Origin of the sequence: Diaphorobacter sp. JS3051 (genome assembly GCF_015832135.1) — a bacterium.
GTDB lineage: Bacteria > Pseudomonadota > Gammaproteobacteria > Burkholderiales > Burkholderiaceae_C > Diaphorobacter > Diaphorobacter nitroreducens.
Genome location: NZ_CP065406.1, coordinates 1594613 through 1611282, shown reverse-complemented (window position 1 = coordinate 1611282; position 16670 = coordinate 1594613). Strand labels below are relative to the sequence as shown.

15 protein-coding genes are annotated in these 16670 nt (G+C 59.7%); 6 read left to right on the top strand and 9 right to left on the bottom strand.

The genetic code is table 11. The annotated features are described in order from the left end of the window. Positions 1-5 precede the first annotated feature (5 nt). From I3K84_RS07645 to I3K84_RS07635, 3 genes are read left to right on the top strand one after another with little or no spacing between them, the layout of a single operon-like run. Complete coding sequence (locus I3K84_RS07645; protein WP_196995834.1) at positions 6-1601, top strand: GMC family oxidoreductase; 1596 nt, start codon at positions 6-8, stop codon at positions 1599-1601. 60 nt (positions 1602-1661) lie between these two features. Beyond that, positions 1662-2678 carry a substrate-binding domain-containing protein gene (locus I3K84_RS07640; RefSeq protein ID WP_231403429.1) on the top strand — a complete coding sequence of 339 codons (1017 nt, stop codon included), beginning with the start codon at positions 1662-1664 and terminating at the stop codon, positions 2676-2678. Positions 2679-2693: 15 nt separating this feature from the next. Further along, a complete protein-coding gene (locus I3K84_RS07635) occupies positions 2694-3806 on the top strand; it encodes an NADH:flavin oxidoreductase/NADH oxidase (RefSeq protein ID WP_196995833.1) in 1113 nt (370 codons plus the stop codon). A gap of 324 nt (positions 3807-4130) precedes the next feature. Here the strand turns inward: I3K84_RS07635 and I3K84_RS07630 are convergent, their stop codons facing one another. The 9 genes from I3K84_RS07630 to I3K84_RS07590 form a co-directional block, all read right to left on the bottom strand. After that, positions 4131-5030 carry a TIR domain-containing protein gene (locus I3K84_RS07630; RefSeq protein WP_231403428.1) on the bottom strand — a complete coding sequence of 300 codons (900 nt, stop codon included), beginning with the start codon at positions 5028-5030 and terminating at the stop codon, positions 4131-4133. Further along, positions 5020-5313 (bottom strand): hypothetical protein, encoded by a 294-nt coding sequence (locus tag I3K84_RS07625; RefSeq protein ID WP_196995832.1) that lies wholly within the window; start codon positions 5311-5313, stop codon positions 5020-5022. Before I3K84_RS07625 ends, I3K84_RS07630 begins: the two co-directional genes overlap by 11 nt. 191 nt (positions 5314-5504) lie before the next feature. Next, entirely contained in the window at positions 5505-5732 is a 228-nt protein-coding gene (locus I3K84_RS07620) for an AbrB/MazE/SpoVT family DNA-binding domain-containing protein (protein ID WP_196995831.1), read from the bottom strand. An 86-nt stretch (positions 5733-5818) separates the two neighbouring features. Further along, positions 5819-7087 carry a phage/plasmid replication protein gene (locus I3K84_RS07615; RefSeq protein WP_196995830.1) on the bottom strand — a complete coding sequence of 423 codons (1269 nt, stop codon included), beginning with the start codon at positions 7085-7087 and terminating at the stop codon, positions 5819-5821. Between the two features lie 211 nt (positions 7088-7298). After that, entirely contained in the window at positions 7299-8780 is a 1482-nt protein-coding gene (locus I3K84_RS07610) for a hypothetical protein (RefSeq protein ID WP_196995829.1), read from the bottom strand. Between the two features lie 14 nt (positions 8781-8794). Then, a complete protein-coding gene (locus tag I3K84_RS22220) occupies positions 8795-9364 on the bottom strand; it encodes an AlpA family transcriptional regulator (RefSeq protein WP_231403427.1) in 570 nt (189 codons plus the stop codon). A gap of 337 nt (positions 9365-9701) precedes the next feature. Beyond that, positions 9702-10931: a site-specific integrase gene (locus I3K84_RS07600; protein WP_196995828.1), complete on the bottom strand. Its 1230-nt coding sequence runs from the start codon at positions 10929-10931 to the stop codon at positions 9702-9704. 351 nt (positions 10932-11282) lie between these two features. After that, positions 11283-12587 carry a tryptophan--tRNA ligase gene (locus I3K84_RS07595; protein ID WP_196995827.1) on the bottom strand — a complete coding sequence of 435 codons (1305 nt, stop codon included), beginning with the start codon at positions 12585-12587 and terminating at the stop codon, positions 11283-11285. Positions 12588-12611: 24 nt separating this feature from the next. After that, positions 12612-13298 carry a site-2 protease family protein gene (locus I3K84_RS07590; protein WP_015914089.1) on the bottom strand — a complete coding sequence of 229 codons (687 nt, stop codon included), beginning with the start codon at positions 13296-13298 and terminating at the stop codon, positions 12612-12614. A 271-nt stretch (positions 13299-13569) separates the two neighbouring features. Between I3K84_RS07590 and I3K84_RS07585 the strand changes: the two genes are divergently transcribed. Genes I3K84_RS07585 through I3K84_RS07575 form a run of 3 tightly spaced genes read left to right on the top strand, consistent with a single transcriptional unit; the run spans position 13570 to position 16669 of the window. After that, positions 13570-14442: a c-type cytochrome gene (locus I3K84_RS07585; protein ID WP_015914087.1), complete on the top strand. Its 873-nt coding sequence runs from the start codon at positions 13570-13572 to the stop codon at positions 14440-14442. A 30-nt stretch (positions 14443-14472) separates the two neighbouring features. After that, complete coding sequence (locus tag I3K84_RS07580) at positions 14473-15846, top strand: cbb3-type cytochrome c oxidase subunit I (protein WP_103737081.1); 1374 nt, start codon at positions 14473-14475, stop codon at positions 15844-15846. Positions 15847-15865: 19 nt separating this feature from the next. Continuing rightward, complete coding sequence (locus I3K84_RS07575) at positions 15866-16669, top strand: CbbQ/NirQ/NorQ/GpvN family protein (RefSeq protein ID WP_196996081.1); 804 nt, start codon at positions 15866-15868, stop codon at positions 16667-16669. The last annotated feature ends 1 nt before the right edge of the window (position 16670 follow it).

Genomic DNA, 16670 nt, shown 5'->3' with positions numbered 1-16670 from the left:
TGGACATGGAAACCTACGATTACGTGATTGTTGGAGGTGGCACGGCTGGCTGCGTGCTCGCAGATCGCCTGAGCGCATCGGGCAAGCACCGAGTGCTGCTGATCGAAGCGGGAGGAGAGCCATCGAGCCCGTGGATTGCCATCCCGGCCGGATTCAGCAAACTGCTGACAAACAAAAAATACAACTGGCTGTTCAAGACCACACCTGAAGAAAACACCAATGGGCGGGTCATCTCGGTACCACGTGGGAAGGGCCTGGGCGGATCCAGCCTGATCAACGGCATGATTTATGTGCGTGGGCAGCCCGGCGATTACGACGCCTGGGCAGCTGCGGGAGCAACCGGCTGGGGCTACGCTGACATAGAGCCCTATTTCCGGCGCCTGGAAAGCTACTCGCTCGGCGGTGAAACGCGTGGCAAGTCGGGGCCACTTCAGTTGGACCAGGTACGCGAACGGTTTCCCATCTCAGATGCATTCTTGAAGGCGGCGGAGCAAGCTGGTCAAGTCTTTAACGAGGATTACAACTCGCCCACCCAGGAAGGCTTTGGCTACTACCAGGTCAACCAGCTCAATGGACAGCGCTGCAGTGCCTACGACGCCTACCTTAAGCCGGCGCGTTCTCGGTCGAATCTGGTGATCCGAACCGGGGCTCATGTGCTGCGACTTGAACTGCAAGGCACTCGATGCACGGGAGTGACCTACCGTCGCGAGGGACGCGAGTTCACGGTGGCGGCCTCGTCGGAGGTCATCATGGCCGCAGGCGCTATTCAGACCCCTCAGATTCTCGAGCTGTCGGGCATTGGTCGTCCCGAGTTGTTGCAATCACTTGGCATCCCGGTGAGACATGCTTTGCCTGGGGTGGGTGAGAACTATATAGACCACTTCGCCACGCGGATGAACTGGCGCGTTAAGAACACGGTCACCCTGAACGAGATGTCCCGAGGTTGGCGCCTGGTACGCGAGGTTGCCAAGTATTTCAGTACACGCAAAGGTATCTTGACTCTGGGAACTGGCCTCGTCCATGGCTTTGTCAAAACCCGCTCGGATCTGCCCTCGCCAGATGCACAGTACTTCGTGGTGCACGCGAGCTACGCCAATGCCGCCGAGCGTATCCTCGACCGTGCGCCGGGGATGACGATAGGAGTAACGCAGTTGCGCCCGGAGTCCCAAGGCACTATTCATGTTCGGTCCGCAGATCCGTTTGATCAGCCAGCGATCCGGCCCAATTTCCTGGCCAGCGAGGTGGACCAACAGTGCATCGTCAGCAGCATGAAACTCGCGCGCCACATCATGTCGCAGCCCGCGATGGCACATTTCATCGAGCATGAAATGAATCCAGGTGCCTCGGTTGTCTCAGATGCTGACTGGCTTGAGTTTGCCCGCAAAGATGGTCAGACCATCTACCACCCGTTAGGCACCTGTCGCATGGGCACTGATGACCGGGCGGTTGTCGACCCTCGGCTGAAAGTCAAGGGACTGAATGGGCTGCGCATTGTCGACGCCTCAGTGATGCCCAAGATGGTCTCAGGCAACATCCAGGGCGCCGTCATAATGGTCTCGGAAAAAGGCGCCGATTTGATTCTCGGTGATCGCCTGTCCTGAGGGCGTTACAGGAATCTCCGGGTAGGCGTTGATATCCACTGATTTACGTTTCTGAAGCATATGATCACTGGTATTCGCCCCACTCTAGAGGATGTGGCTCGGCTTGCAGGTGTTTCCTTGGGCAGCGCCTCACGTGCGCTGTCGGTGCCCCACCAGGTAAAACCTTCTACCTTGGAACGTGTGAGTCGGGCAGTTGATCAGTTGGGGTATGTGCGCAATGGTCCGGCAATGGCTTTGGCTTCTCGGCGTACCCGTACTATTGCGGCCATATACCCTTCGCTTGATAACCCCATCTTTGCTGTTTCAATCCAGTCCCTTCAGCAAACACTGTGGGACTTGGGTTACCAACTCCTGGTTGCCAGCCATGAATACAAGCCTGAGCGGGAGTTTGGTCTTTTGCGATCCTTTGTTGAGCGGGGGGTGGATGCGGTAGTGTTGGTTGGTACCGATCACGATGACTCGGTATTTGAGTTATTGAGTCAGTACAAGCTGCCTTATGTACTGACATGGTCGATGGACGATGCCAACCGCCGACCATGTGTCGGTTTCTCTTACTACGACGCGGCTTTCAAGATGGCGCAGGTAGTGATGGAACACGGTCATACTGAAATTGCTATCTGTCCCGGGCAGTCCTACCGCAATGAGCGGGTCCGGGCCCGTATTGCCGGCACGCAGGCAGCGATGCAGGGTGCGGGGCAGACCCTGCGCCCGGAACGAATCATTGAACAGCCCTTTACTTTTGAGGGGGGGCGGCAGGCAGTGCGTTTGGTCTTGGCCACTCAAGTCAGGCCCACAGTCCTTATTTGTGGCAACGATTTGATCGCCATCGGCGCTATGGCTGAGTGCAGAGATCAGGGGGTCAATGTACCGGAAGATCTATCTATCACAGGCTCCGACGATATTGAGTTGGCCAGTTTAGTTGAACCACAGCTGACCACTGTGCATGTGCCCAAGGTCGAAATCGGATCACTGGCAGCCCACCGCATCGTGAATTTGATCGAAGGATCTTCAGATGCGTCGGATTCGCTGTTGTCGACACGGGTTGTGCTTAGGGACAGCCTGAAGAGAATCATTTAAAGAAGGCGGTATGCGATGAGCAACCTGTTCTCTCCTTATTCGTTGGGGGCCCTAAGCCTCAAAAACCGGATCGTCATTGCCCCCATGTGCCAGTATTCCGCACACGAGGGTAATGCTGGGGATTGGCATCTGGTGCACCTTGGGCACCTGTTGCTGTCCGGTGCTGGCTTGTTGATTCTGGAGGCCACAGCAGTAACGAGAGAGGGTCGTATCTCACATCAGGATTTGGGCTTGTGGTCGGAAGTTAATGAGGATTCGTTGAAACGAACTCTCACCAAAGCGCGCCAATTCTCAACCATGCCTGTTGCCATACAGTTGTCGCATGCAGGCCGCAAGGCTTCAAGTCATGTCCCCTGGGAAGGTGGGCAACTGATACCGACAGATCAGGGTGGTTGGGCTCCCTTGGCGCCTTCTGCCGTGTCGCATCTCGAAGGGGAACCAGCTCCCATCGAACTGGACAAGGCTGGCATGGAGCGTATCCGTTGTGCCTTTGCAGACGCCGCCGAAAGGGCGTACCGTGTTGGCATAAATGCCATCGAGGTACATGCCGCGCACGGTTACCTGTTGCACCAATTCTTGTCGCCTTTGTCCAATTTCAGACGAGATGAATACGGTGGGAAACTGGAAAATCGAATGCGTTTTCCGCTAGACGTTTTCGAAGCTGTTCGAGCGGCAGTACCGTCCTCTATACCTGTCGGTGTTCGTATCTCCGCTACCGATTGGGTGGACGGTGGTTGGGACATCGAGCAGAGCGTAGCCTTCTGTTCCGAGCTGAAGCGGCGGGGTGTGGCGTTTGTGCATGTCTCCAGCGGCGGGGTTTCTCCGCTTCAGAAAATTCCTATCGGCCCTAATTACCAAGTTGGACTGGCCGAACGGATTCGCCAGGCCACGGGTTTGCCGACCGTCGCTGTTGGACTGGTGACGGAGGCTCAGCAGGCAGAAGATATCGTCGCAGAAGGCCGTGCAGATTTGGTCGGATTGGCCAGAGCGATTTTGTTCAACCCTCGCTGGCCATGGCACGCTGCGGCCACCTTGGGCGCCGAAGTTGAGGCTCCGCCACCCTATTGGCGATCACAGCCTCGTGGGTTGACTCACCTTTTTGGGGACACCCGTATCGGACAGCGCTGACTTTGCCCGGCGGTATTTGCTCTGGTCAGTGCAACCTATTCGATTGCTGGCTTTCCTCGATGTTGAGGCTCCTTATTTCACGTTATCAAACATTGAGAGTTGAACGCTCCTTGGGGACTCCGAGGGGGAGCTTACGGTTCGACCTGTGGCAAAGAGCGGACGCTCCAAACAACTTCCTGGTCGACCCCAACCGCTGCATTGCCGGTACTCGTCGGTCCGTATTTACGTGCAGCAATTGTGCGCTGCCTAACTGGTCACTGACATCGCTGCGTAGCGATAACACGCACTTGTCGATAGTCAGCGATGCTGAAGTTTCAGCCGAGATCAGAACGCTTTGTTCAAATCAATGTCATGTCCTGCAGCTTTGAGTTCACGGGCCAGAGCCAGCTTCCAACTGCCACTACCGTCCATGTTCTCCCAGACAACGCCGGCAAAGTCACTGGGTATTTCAAGAGTTCCACGCTTGAGAGCGCAGACTTTGGCGCGTCCCAAGCGGCCGATGAAGTAACCCAGTTCAAGGAGCACGTTTTGACGAGCACGAGGCCCCAGCTCACCACCTTTGGTGCATCCAACATCATCAGGTGTTAGCAGCACCACAGCAAAGCCAACGTCTCCGTTCGCTTCGACCTTCTCAATAACAGTGCGCCCCTGATTAGCCTGCTCATGCAGGATGATCGCCTGCAACCCCATTTTCTCCAGAAAACGCGCGACAGCCTCTCGGGCCTCTCCATCGTGCCCATGCACAATGAAAACTTTGTTCGTGGTTGCCATGGGCAAGTGTGATTGAGGGCTGGCGCCGTGGCTCATGACGTAATCCTTGTAGTCCCTGGCAAACGGAATAATCATTTGCCGAACGACGTTCTGAATGCTGGAGTTCACTTTCGAACCACCGTAATAAAAGGTGTGCCCAAAGTTGAATAGGTAATCAGGATCTTCCCCGAACCTGCAGATCAGCAGATATGTCAGTCCTAATACGCGCTCCACTTCATCAGGCCAGAGCAAGTCAGCACTGCCAACCATGCTTCCTTGAGTTTTTTCACTATCCTCAATGAACTGGGCTAGATCAAGCCCGGTAGTCAGTTGCTCATTGATCTGTGCAAGTGATGGATCTCGAAGTAGGCGCGCTAGGTTTTTGATCGGCCGCTTGTAAGATTGAAAATCTGATGCTTGAAGATCCAACACAGCATTGTTGATCTGCTTGAAGATACCGGAATCAATCCCCACTTGACTTGTCCTCGCCAATTCGTGCTGCTGCGGCCTGGTCAATGATTGCTTGCCGATATTGCGCCTTCATGCTCTGTGCAATAGGGCCAACGAGTGCGTTGGCTGCATAGGCGCCCAACTGCTCATCTACAAGCCTCTCCACCTCCTGAATGGCTGCATCGATGCTGCCAGGATCATGAGGATCGAAGCTAACCGAGCCCAACTCTCCGTCTATGGCTGACAAGGCCTTTTGTGCATCCGCTAGATCACGAGTGAGTTCATCAAGGCCCTCGATTTTCACCACTCCGCTTCCTCCTGTGTAGCCGCTATAGAGGATTATCCAGTATGTCCTCCATAGTCAATCGATTGCTGCGCAGGTACACAGCAACGTAGCCCGCACAAGCAAATGCCCAAGGTCACGCAGGGCGACGTTGACGGGTTGTCCGATGATCCACAGTCGGCCCCCGGGCTCGTCGAAGACGCGAAGCAACACCCTCACCATTGGTCACCCCAGCCGTCGCCAGCATCGGCCGCCTGCGGGGCGGGAGTTTCAGCAATGGCCTCTGCTGGGACACTGCCGTTCATCGACCGCACGCGAATATCCCCGTTATCCAGGACGCGCAAAGAGACGTAGCCCCCAGCGGCCAGCCCTGCCGTTTGCAGCAAAGATTTGGGCAACCGCAGGCCAACTGAGTTGCCCCAACGACATAGACGAACGGACATGATGGACCTCCTTGTTGTTGATAGCCAATGACGATCAACAAATTGCGTGGAGGTCATCCAGTGCCGATTCAGCAGCGACTAAGCGATCAGAGTGCCAGCCGGTCAAGCTCTTCGTCGTACACGAAGTCCCCCGCGTCGGGCGTCCAGATTTGTGGTGGCTCGGGCGCAGCTTCGTCAGGCAGCAACAGGCGCGCGCCGTACTCCTCTTCGGCGCGACCGGGCCACCAGTAACGGCCACTCTCTATGCCCCAACGCGGCACCGGCACGACGTTCTCCGGTACCAGGAGTTCAGCCAGGTTCAGCGGCGGCAGCTTCTCGGGTCGGCGATGGGCCGCCATGTCAATGCCAATCGTGCCCCGAACTTCTTTGATGTACTTGGCAACAGTGGTGCGCCCGTAGTGACGCGAAAGGTCTTCACCGTTGAGCCAGAGCGTGTAGGCCCGCAGTGCCCCGCGCTTCAACTCCGTGCATTCATCTGGCGTTAGCAGCGGCTGGAACGAGTTGGCAATATTGAACGCCGCCAGATACTTGAAGTACAGCGCGGACACGTCCTGATTGCGCCAGTCGCGTACCTTGGCAAGCCCCTGTTCCTTGAGCAGGCGGCGAAACAACTTGATCTCGACGCGAAACGAGCGGCGGGAAGTGCGCAAAATGCGGGACTGGTAGTGCCCCGGCCTCTTCCACAGCTTGGACAGCAGAACATGCTTGTCATACGCCGTGACGGAACGGTACTCGGAGCGAGAATCACCGTTGTAGCCCAGACTGATGCAGGTTTCGTCGTCCCGGTGCTTGCCTTCGACGTTGTTGGCATCTATCGCGTCGATGGCCATGCGCTGCGAGCCTTCTGGAAACCAGAAGTTTGCGCAGAGGTGCACATGGCTGAGATCCACATCACCATAATGCCAGCGATGCCGTTCCTCGGCGCTGGGGCGCAGGTTGAACTTGTCGACCTGCTGCTCGAAGATCGCCGTCACGTAATCCTGCAGTGAGTTATGGCCGAAGAAGTTGTGCCCCTGAAGGATTTGCGGTGGGCAACAGTTGAACTCCAGCTTGTTGGCCATGGGGTTGCTGCGCCCCTCGATATCGCGTGAACGGATGTACACGTCATCCGGCGCGCGGCTGCGGTTGGGCTTGAATGCAGCCGATCCCACGGCAACAGGCTCGTCCTCATATAGCTTGTAGAACAGTTCCCCAATTGGCTTGTGATGCAGTCCGCCGAAGACGGCGATACGATCAAAGTGGGGGCTGCAAAGCGGGCGGTCCTGAGCCTCCGATGTGGAGGTGGGCGGTTTGAAGCTCTGTGCTACGAAGCTCTTTGATGGGATGATGGTATTGACGCGATGCTGGGGATTCATGGTGAAAGCAGTCCAGGGCGACTGGTTGATTGGTGAGCTGTCAAATTGCGAACAAATGTCGGCTCGTATAGCGACTGACTAGCTTTACAGGCGCTATACGGTCTCCTCACTCGTGCACCCCGCAACCGGCATCTCTCCAGCCAACAGCGCCCTCACCCCCGATTGCAGAATTGCAAAATTGCAGGCCTGCAAAGCACGCATCTCCCCTTCTCTATTCAGAGTCGTTAGAGGAGGTTTGATGGCCCTCTCCCCCTTGCACCTGACTTTCAGATTGGGGCAACGGCGCACCCGACGATGTCAATTCAGAGTCCAAACTCTCATCCCCATTGCGATTGATGGGAGTTGTGCCAACGCCGCGGGTCGGGCGACGGCGCGAGGGCCTAGCTCCGAAAAAAGGCGGTGCGGAATTGGCAAGCCGCGCAGGACGTGGACGCTGAATTGCCCTCGTCCGATGAGGTTGGTCATGCTCACGCGCAGTCAACTCGGACTCAATACTTTCATCGCATTTGAGGTTGATCGGCGCCATGCCAACGCCTCGTCTAGTTTGACGCCGCTGAAGCGGAGGAGCTTCTCTCTCAACCGGCAAAGGGGCATGCCCCGCATGGTCTACGGCCAGCGTCTGACCAGTGCGCGCGCCCCATTCCTCCTCCAACGCTGAAAGGCCACCATCATTTGCGACTGGATGTGCCTCAACAGGTACAGGCGACACCAACGACGTGCCCTCTTGGGCTTGAATTACAGCAACATCACGGCAGATCGTGGCCGCATGAACATCCAACAGAGCTGCGATTTCCTTCTGCTCCTTCTTGGCTGCCAGCAGGTTTGCAACCTTGATCCGTCGCTCCATGATGGCCACCTGCTTGCTGCTTTGCTGATTCTGCTCATCACGGAAGGTCCAACCCCATTCGAGTTTTCCACCCAAAGTGGTCGACCAGAACTGAATCCGGGTGGGGATCACATCAGCGGTGTCGTATGGGTCGAATTTCTTACGCACGAGATGAAAACCTCCGCCCACCTCGGCCGGCGCCGCCTCGTCATACATGAGACGAACGATGCAACTGGACTTGGTGACAAACTGAGCACCGATGCTCGTGCGAGGCAGAGCAGACTCGAAGATGGCCACGGCCACTCCTGCACTGTTGAGCTTTTTTGTCAGTACCGACAGACTGCTGTCCCGGTCCTTGACGTTCGGTGACAAGCAAGTAGCGAGATCAGTAATCACGATGAGCTTGCAGCCCTTGGGGATGGATGCGAGTAACGCTGCCTGCCCGGTAGACGTGTCAAGGTAAGTTGCTTCGTCTGCTTCTGCCTCTGCGTGATAAAAAAGAAAGTTCCCCAGCGCGTCCTTGTTGGATACATCACTGCTTGCGCAGGCACAGGCCTTGTCGATGCGGTGCAGAGTTTTCATTGCCTGTTCAAGATCCTGTCTGGGCCCATAAATGGCCAGTACAGGAGATGCCTTGGGCGAAGTAAACGGCTCCACCGGCAAGCCCAGCGAGGTTCTGAACGCAAGCAGGTTTGCAAACGTCTGCACATCCACGTCAGGGTCAGCCAAGAACAAGATGGTCTCAGCTTCCGGAATCAGGTAAGGAATCAGGAATCGACGCTCACGAAGCTTCCATTTGGACGCTTCGGCCCAAGTGTGGGTGTTGTACATGGAGATCTGCTTCCATTCATTTTTCGGCGAGGTCATTTGTATTTCTTTCATCAAAGTTGCGATAGGCTGGGGACACGCTTAGCCGCTGTACTGCGGCGAGAAATGAGCTTTTCGCACCAGGCCAGGACCTCCGCTTCAACCCAACGGACTGCTGAGCGACGAGAAGACCCCAAGCGCACAGGCTCAGGGAAGTCCAGCTGCGCGTAGATGAAAGATTTCTGGAATCCCACGATCGCCATGACCCGCTCGATTCCGATAAGCCGAATGGCGGGTGGATCCTCCGGTTCGCGTTCGATGGGAACGCCCACGGTGAGCAAAGTCGAATAGCGTGGCGCCTTCTTCTTGGCCTTGCCGGTCAGATCTTTGATGTGCACAGCGACCTTGCCGGAGAAGCCAGGGCAACGCTGCGACTGCTTTTTGTCCAGAACGACGTGCGTGCCATCGTGCCGCACCCAGTGGTGCACCCACGGCCGTGCCGGATCTTGAACGATGTAGGCATGTGCGTCCCGGGGAGCGGGCTTGAAGAAGCTGGCGTGCGACGCGCTGACCAGCACCGTGCAAGGCTGGTGCAATGCGCGCAAATAGGCTTGGAGGCGTTCTGCCTCAGGAAGATTTCTCACAGGGGACTCCTTGGGTGCGAAAAACGAAACTGCGAACAAGCATCGAAGCCTTGCCAGGCTTCCATGCAACGTTGAATTCGTACTCGTACCTCAAGCATCTGCCGCTGCTAGCACCAGTCAGACGGTCAGGAAATTGACCGGGCTCTGCTGGCAAACGACGAAGTCGTTTGGCTCACCGTGAACCCATGACATGTCACAGGCACAGTTGGGGGAATATCAGGCTGATGCCTTCTCAGAACCGACTCCGGCCTCGCAGCCGGTGCCCGCCAGTTGCTACCGGCGCCCTCTTGAAAGTCGCTGGATTCTAGCGCGGCAAATTACTGCCTCGCAAGAGCTGTCAATCCTGCGTGCAAGCAGAAAAGCAGTACTTCTCCCAATCGGCCATGAGCAGGGTGCGCTTGGCGAAGAAGTCCGAGCGCAGGTACGCCGCTGCGACGGCATCAGAGAGTCGATGTGCCAGCGCGTGCTCGCACACCTCGAAGGGATAGCCGGAACGCTCGCCGGCCCAGGTTCTGAATGTCGAACGCATGCCGTGGACCGTGACATCCCCATGGTCCATCCGACGCAGCAGCATCGACATCGCCATGGTAGACATGGCCACATCCTTTTTGCCGGTGATGAAGATGAACTGTTTGCCTGAGAAGGGCTTGACCGTGGCGAGGATTTCCAGCGCGCGCTTGCCCAGCGGCACCCGGTGTTCCTTGCCAGCCTTCATGCGTTCGCCAGGGATGGTCCAGATGGCTTTGGCGAAGTCGATTTCATCCCAGCGCGCGCCGACGACTTCACCGGTCCGCGAGGCGCACAAGATCAGGAACTCCAGCGCGTAGCGGGCCATGCCGCTCTCACCTTGCAGCTTTTCCATGAAGCTCGGTAGTTCCTCATAGGGCAGCGAGGCGTGGTGGTTCTTGGTTCCGATACGCACCTTAGGCAACAGATATTCCATGTGGCCCTTGAGCCGCGCGGGGTTGTCGCCCTTGCGCCATCCTTTGACTGTTGCCCAGTCGAGTACAGCCTCGATGCGTCCGCGCAGCCGGGTAGCAGTTTCTGTTTTGCTTTGCCAGATGGGTGAGAGGATCTCAACGATGTGATCGGAGTCCACGTCCCCGATGGCACGCTGGCCGATCACCGGGTAGGCGTACTGCGTCAGGGTGTTGGTCCACTGCTGGGCATGCTTGGCGTTTTTCCAGGCAGGCCTGGAAAACTCGATGAACTCAGTGGCGCAGGTCTCAAATGTCTTGGCCTTGGCTTGCTGAAGTTGCTGCTCTCGGGCCTCCTGCCGCTTGGCTGCAGCTGGGTCAGTACCGTTCGCGCGGGCATCGCGTAGGGCCTGGGCTTTCTCTCGGGCCGTTTTGAGAGAAGTTGCAGGGTAGGCTCCGAGGCCTACCGACTTGGCCTTGCCATGATCCATGTACCTGAAAAGCCAACTTGCGCTGCCATTCTTGGCAATCGCGAGGGTTAGGCCCTGACCATCGCCAAGCAGTGCGTTCTTGGGGGTGCTGAAAGCGAGTTCTTCGATCTCTCGGATCTTGGCTCTGATCTTGAGGTCAGTGAGTTTGTGGATAGCCATGCTGGAATTGTGAGTCAGGAAGGGTTGATGAATCCCCTTAGCTATCAACTCGCATATCAAAATCAGCTGCTACCTCGCGGAATCCTGCGGAGAATGGCGGACGAACGCCTCGGCGTAACCCGTTGAATTCATTGAATGTGCAGCTGTTTTGGAGAATGGCGGACTAAAAATTCAGTGACACCCTCTCCGCCAAACTAAAAAGCCTTGCAAGCCAGTCGCCTGCAAGGCTTTTTTCTTGGTGCGTCCCTTCTGGGGCCAGCTCTTGTGACCAAATTTCGAGCGATTTTGCCCCCGGGGCCTTGCTGAGCTAGCGCCAGTAGCTATTTAAATAATAGCAACGGGCGCCGGGATTCATTCCTGCGCAGCTGCCAGAGCCAGCAGCGCTGCCTCCACCTCTGATGCTGGCACGCCGTCCACCGGCGTCAACAGGGGGGCCAGGGCCTGCAGTGCGCCGGCTTCCTTTTGCAGCCGAGCGATGGACTGGCCGGCGTCGCGCGGGGCGTCGAAACCCGTGCTTTGCAGCAGCAAGCGGCCGTCGGCAGCCACCAGCTTGAAGTAAAACTTGCCGTCGGCCTCGCGGTATTGCTTGAACGCGGGCAGGGTGGCCTTGCTGGTCTTCTGCGTGGCCGGTGCAGGGTGTGCGACGGCGCTCAGGCTGCGCAGGCCTACGGCGGCGCGCAGGCGCTGCAGGAAGGGGGCGGCGATGGCGCGGGCGCGCTTGGCGCCGATTTGCAGGGCAGCCTCCACCTTCTCGGGATGGGCCATCAGGTCGTCATAGCGCGCGCGCATGGGCGCGATTTCGCGGTCGATCCGCTCGAACAGCATCTGCTTGGCGTCGCCCCAGGCAATGCCGTCCGCATAGGCGCGCCGCATGGCGGCGGTCTCTTCGGGGGTGGCGAAGGCCTGGTAGATCTGGAACAGAGCCGAGCCCTCCACCTGCTTGGGCTCGCCAGGAGCGCGCGAGTCGGTGACGATGGAGCCGATGAGTTTCCTCAACTGCTCGCCCGTCGAGAACAGCGGAATGGTGTTGTCGTAGCTCTTGCTCATCTTGCGCCCGTCCAGGCCCAGCAGCAACGCCACGTTGTCCTCGACGGCCGCCTCGGGCAGCGTGAAGTGTTCGCCGTAGAGGTGGTTGAAGCTGGCCCCCATGTCGCGGGCCATTTCGATGTGCTGGATCTGGTCGCGGCCCACGGGCACCTTGTGGGCGTTGAACATCAGGATGTCGGCCGCCATCAGCACGGGGTACATGAACAGCCCTGCGCTCACGCCGTCGTCCAGGTCGCGGCCGGCTTCCTGGTTCTTGTCCTGTGCGGCCTTGTAGGCGTGGGCGCGGTTGAGCAACCCCTTGCCGGTCACGCAGGTCAGCAACCAGTGCAGCTCAGGAATTTCAGGGATGTCGGACTGACGGTAGAAGGTGACCTGCTGCGGGTCCAGTCCGGCGGCGAGCCAGCTGGCGGCGATTTCCAGCGTGGAGCGGTGCACGCGCTCGGGCTCCTGGCACTTGATGAGGGCGTGGTAGTCGGCCAGGAAGTAGAAGCTCTCTACGCCTGCGTTGCGGCTGGCGGCCACGGAGGGGCGGATGGAGCCCACGAAGTTGCCCAGGTGCGGCGTGCCCGAGGGGGTGATGCCGGTGAGGAAGCGGATGGTCTTTGGCATGAGGGGGATCAGAGAAGGAGCCGGTCAGCGCAGCAGCGCGACCAGTGGCGACAGCATGAGGTTGATGGCGCTGTAGCCCAGCGCCATCAGGGGGCGCAGCCACAGCGCGCCCACGACGCCCGCCACCACCAGTGCAAGCACGATGAAGAAGCCGTAGGGTTCGATGCGCGAGAGAAAATGGGCTTGCTTCCACGGCAGCAGGCCGACGAGGATGCGCCCCCCGTCCAGGGGTGGCAGCGGAAACAGGTTGAACGCCCACATTACGAGGTTGACGGCAATGCCGGCGCGCGCCATCTCCAGGAAGAAGCGCTCCTGTGTGCCGGTGGCGACCAGCGCGACCAACAGCAGCGCCCAGCCGATGGCCTGGATGAAGTTGGATGCCGGACCCGCCAGCGCCACCCAGATCATGTCGCGCTTGGGGTGGCGCAATTGGCTGAAGTTCACCGGCACGGGCTTGGCATAGCCAAACAGAAACGCCCCCGAGGTGGCGAAATACAGCAGCAGCGGCATGAGCACGGTGCCCACCGGGTCGATGTGCTTGAGAGGGTTGAGCGTGATACGGCCCATCATCAGCGCGGTGTTGTCGCCAAAGTGGCGGGCGGCATAGCCGTGCGCGGCTTCGTGCACGGTGATGGCAAACAGCACCGGCAGGGCGTAGATGAGGACGGTCTGGATAAGGTCGGTCATGGGCACCCGCCGATTGTCGCCCATGCGCGCTGCGGCTTCCTGTCTGACAGCGCACGGGCAGTTGTCCGACACTCGCATGCTGGACAGGCGGTCACTATGCACGGCAGTGGCGCGCGTTCCCACGGCGCGTCGGCCAAACAACAAGCTAGAGGAGGCCACCCCATGCATGCCTGGTATCTGCCTGTGAAGGTGTTTGCGCTCGTTGTGGTGCTGCTGATGGTCGTGGCCATGGCCTACGCCGGCACCATGGCCGTCATGTACTGGTCTGGCATCGGCGTGTGAAAGGGAGGGCCCCATGAACAAGCGCCAGACGCGTCTTTTCGCCATCGTCGCCACGGGCATCTCGGCGGCGGTGTTCCTCCTCCTCACTTTTGACAGCCACCGCAAGTTCGATGCGCTGACCAATGCCGAGTCCATCACTCCGGCGGTCGTGCACGGCAAGGATGTCTGGCACAAGAACAACTGCATCAACTGCCACACCATCTTTGGCGAAGGCGCCTACTACGCGCCCGATCTGACCAAGATCACCAAGCTGCGCGGCGAGGCTTATCTGAAGGCTTACCTGAAGGATCCTTCCAAGTTCTACGACGAGCAGCGCCACCGTCGCCTGATGCCCAAGCAAGACCTGAGCGACGAAGACATTGCCGGGCTCATCGCCTTCTTCGACTGGGTCAGCAACGTGGACAACCAGGGATGGCCGCCGCGGCCCATCCTCGTGACGGGCTCCACACTGCCGGGGGCTGACCGCAGCGCCGCGCAGCAGGCGGACGACGCGAAGATCGAACGGGGCGGCATCGCTGCGCCCCCCGGTGCGCGCCCGCTGTCGGGCAACGAGGACCCGATTGCCCTGGGCGAGCGGGTATTCCGCACGGCCACGCCCGCCTGCACCGCCTGCCACTCCACCGCGCCCGGCGTGAACATGGCCGGGCCGTCCCTCGCAGGTGTGAAGGGCCGCACCGAGGCACTGCTGGGCTCGGCCGACTACAAGGGCCAGGCCAAGGATGTGGCGGCCTACTTGCATGAGTCCATCGTTTCGCCCAGCGCGCACCTGGTGCCCGGGCCCATGTACTCGGCTGATGGGACCTCTTTCATGCCCACGACCTACGCCAAGGACCTCACGGCCGAGCAGATCGACCAGCTCGTGGCCTACCTGATGTCCATGAAGTAAGCACGCCCGCAGCCATCGCCGGAGTCCGCCATGAGATACAAGTCCCAATCCGTCGCCTACTGGTACTTCGCCGTGGCCGTGGCCCTGTTCGGGCTGCAGCTGGTGTTCGGCCTGCTGTCGGCCACCAAGTACCTGGGGCCGGACCCGTTGCTGTACATCCTGCCGTTCGACGTGACCAAGATGATCCATACCAACATCCTGATCGTCTGGGTGTTGTGTGGCTTCATGGGGGCCACGTACTGGATGGTGCCCGACGAGTCGCGCACCGAACTGCACAGCACACGGCTGGCCTACATCCAGCTCGTGCTGTGGACGGTGATGGGCGTGGCCACGGTAGTGGGCTACCTGTTTCGCTGGGGTACGGGCAACAAGCTGCTGGAGCAGCCGCTGCCCTCCAAGATCGTGATCGTGATCGTGATGCTCATGTTCCTCTACAACGTCGGCATGACGATCCGCAAGTCCGGCCGTTTCACGACACCGGAGGGTGTGCTGCTGGGCGGCCTGGGCCTGGCGGCGGTGCTGTACCTGCCGGCGTTGCTGGAGTTTCACAACTACACCGTGGCCATCTTCTACCGGTGGTGGACCATTCACCTGTGGGTGGAGGGCGTGTGGGAGATGATCCAGGGCGGCTTCCTCGCGTACCTGCTGATCCGCCTGTCGGGCGCCGACCGCGAGGTGATGGAAAAGTGGCTCTATGTCATCGTGGGGCTGGTGTTCATTGCCGGCATCCTGGGTACGGCGCACCACTATTACTGGGTGGGCGTGCCGCAGTACTGGCTGCCCATCGGGGGCTTCTTCAGCGCACTGGAGCCCGTGGCCCTGGTGGGCATGGCCATGTATGCCTACTTCGCCATGCGCCGCTCGGGCATGGCCCACCCCAACAAGCTGGCGCTGCACTGGACGGTGGGCAGCGCCGTGTTCACGCTGTTCGGTGCCGGCCTGCTGGGCCTGGCCCACACTTTCCCCAGCGTGAACAAGTGGACGCACGGCACCCTCATTACCGCCATGCACGGGCACGCGGCGTTCTACGGAGCCTACGCGATGATCGTGATGGCCATGATCAGCTATGCGCAGCCGGCCCTCACACGCAGGCCCGAGGAAGGCACCGCCATGGGCTACCTGTCGTTCTGGATGCAGCTGGCGGGCATGTTCGGCATGACGCTGTCGTTCGCCACCGCGGGCATTGGGCAGGTGTACCTGGAGCGCATCATGGGCATGGGCTACCTGGATGCGCAACTCAAGATCCAGGTGCACTTTGTCATGCTGGTCATCACTGCGTCCATCTTCGCGATTGGCGTTGCGTTGTTCATCATCGATTTCTTCCGCCACCCGCTGCGGCTGGAGGTCAACGCCAGCGATCCGGTGGACCGTCCCCTCGATACGCACCGTGCTGCAGCGATTTGATCTACAGGGCGGGGCGGGAATGGCCCGCCCGGCAACGTCCCCTGCGCCGGAGCCCCCCTATTACCTGCCCAGCGGCGACGAGATCGAGGTCTTCGCGCAGTGCCACGCACAGGGCCTGGCCGTCATGCTCAAGGGACCCACAGGTTGCGGCAAGACGCGCTTCGTAGAGCACATGGCCTGGCGCCTGAAGCGCCCGCTCATCACCATCGCCTGCCATGACGACCTGAGCGCCAGCGACCTGATCGGCCGCTTCCTCATCCAGGGCAGCGGCACCGTGTGGCACGACGGGCCGCTGACCCGCGCCGTGCGCGAGGGCGCGCTGTGCTACTTGGACGAAGTGGTGGAGGCGCGGCAGGACACGGTAGTGGTATTGCACCCGCTCACCGACCACCGGCGCATCCTGCCCATCGACAAGACGGGCGAGGTGGTCGAGGCCGCGCCCGGCTTCGGGCTCATCGTGTCATACAACCCCGGCTACCAGCGCATGCTCAAGGACCTGAAGCCCAGCACGCGCCAGCGCTTCGTGGCACTGGACTTCGGCTTTCCCGCGCCCGAGACAGAGGCGCGCATCGTCGCGCAGGAAAGCGGCATTGCCGAGCCCGAGGCGCGCGCGCTGGTGCAGCTTGCCACGCGGCTGCGCGCACTGCAGGACCGTGGCTTGGCCGAGGTGCCTAGCACGCGGCTGCTGGTGGCGGCCGCGCAGCTGGCGGTGCGCGGCGTGGACCTGCGCCGCGCCTGTCTGCACGCCATCGTGGCGCCGTTGTCGGACGAGGCATCGCTGGTGGGCGCCATGCGCGACCTTGTCGACGCCACCTTCGTCTGAC

Excerpts from the sequence above, each read along its gene's own strand:
- I3K84_RS07645 (WP_196995834.1), top strand. The coding sequence starts at position 6 with ATGGAAACCTACGATTACGTGATTGTTGGAGGTGGCACGGCTGGCTGC.
- I3K84_RS07640 (WP_231403429.1), top strand. The coding sequence starts at position 1,662 with ATGATCACTGGTATTCGCCCCACTCTAGAGGATGTGGCTCGGCTTGCA.
- I3K84_RS07635 (WP_196995833.1), top strand. The coding sequence starts at position 2,694 with ATGAGCAACCTGTTCTCTCCTTATTCGTTGGGGGCCCTAAGCCTCAAA.
- I3K84_RS07620 (WP_196995831.1), bottom strand. The coding sequence starts at position 5,732 with ATGTCCGTTCGTCTATGTCGTTGGGGCAACTCAGTTGGCCTGCGGTTG.
- I3K84_RS07615 (WP_196995830.1), bottom strand. The coding sequence starts at position 7,087 with ATGAATCCCCAGCATCGCGTCAATACCATCATCCCATCAAAGAGCTTC.
- I3K84_RS07610 (WP_196995829.1), bottom strand. The coding sequence starts at position 8,780 with ATGACCTCGCCGAAAAATGAATGGAAGCAGATCTCCATGTACAACACC.
- I3K84_RS07600 (WP_196995828.1), bottom strand. The coding sequence starts at position 10,931 with ATGGCTATCCACAAACTCACTGACCTCAAGATCAGAGCCAAGATCCGA.
- I3K84_RS07595 (WP_196995827.1), bottom strand. The coding sequence starts at position 12,587 with ATGCCAAAGACCATCCGCTTCCTCACCGGCATCACCCCCTCGGGCACG.
- I3K84_RS07590 (WP_015914089.1), bottom strand. The coding sequence starts at position 13,298 with ATGGGCGACAATCGGCGGGTGCCCATGACCGACCTTATCCAGACCGTC.
- I3K84_RS07585 (WP_015914087.1), top strand. The coding sequence starts at position 13,570 with ATGAACAAGCGCCAGACGCGTCTTTTCGCCATCGTCGCCACGGGCATC.
- I3K84_RS07580 (WP_103737081.1), top strand. The coding sequence starts at position 14,473 with ATGAGATACAAGTCCCAATCCGTCGCCTACTGGTACTTCGCCGTGGCC.
- I3K84_RS07575 (WP_196996081.1), top strand. The coding sequence starts at position 15,866 with ATGGCCCGCCCGGCAACGTCCCCTGCGCCGGAGCCCCCCTATTACCTG.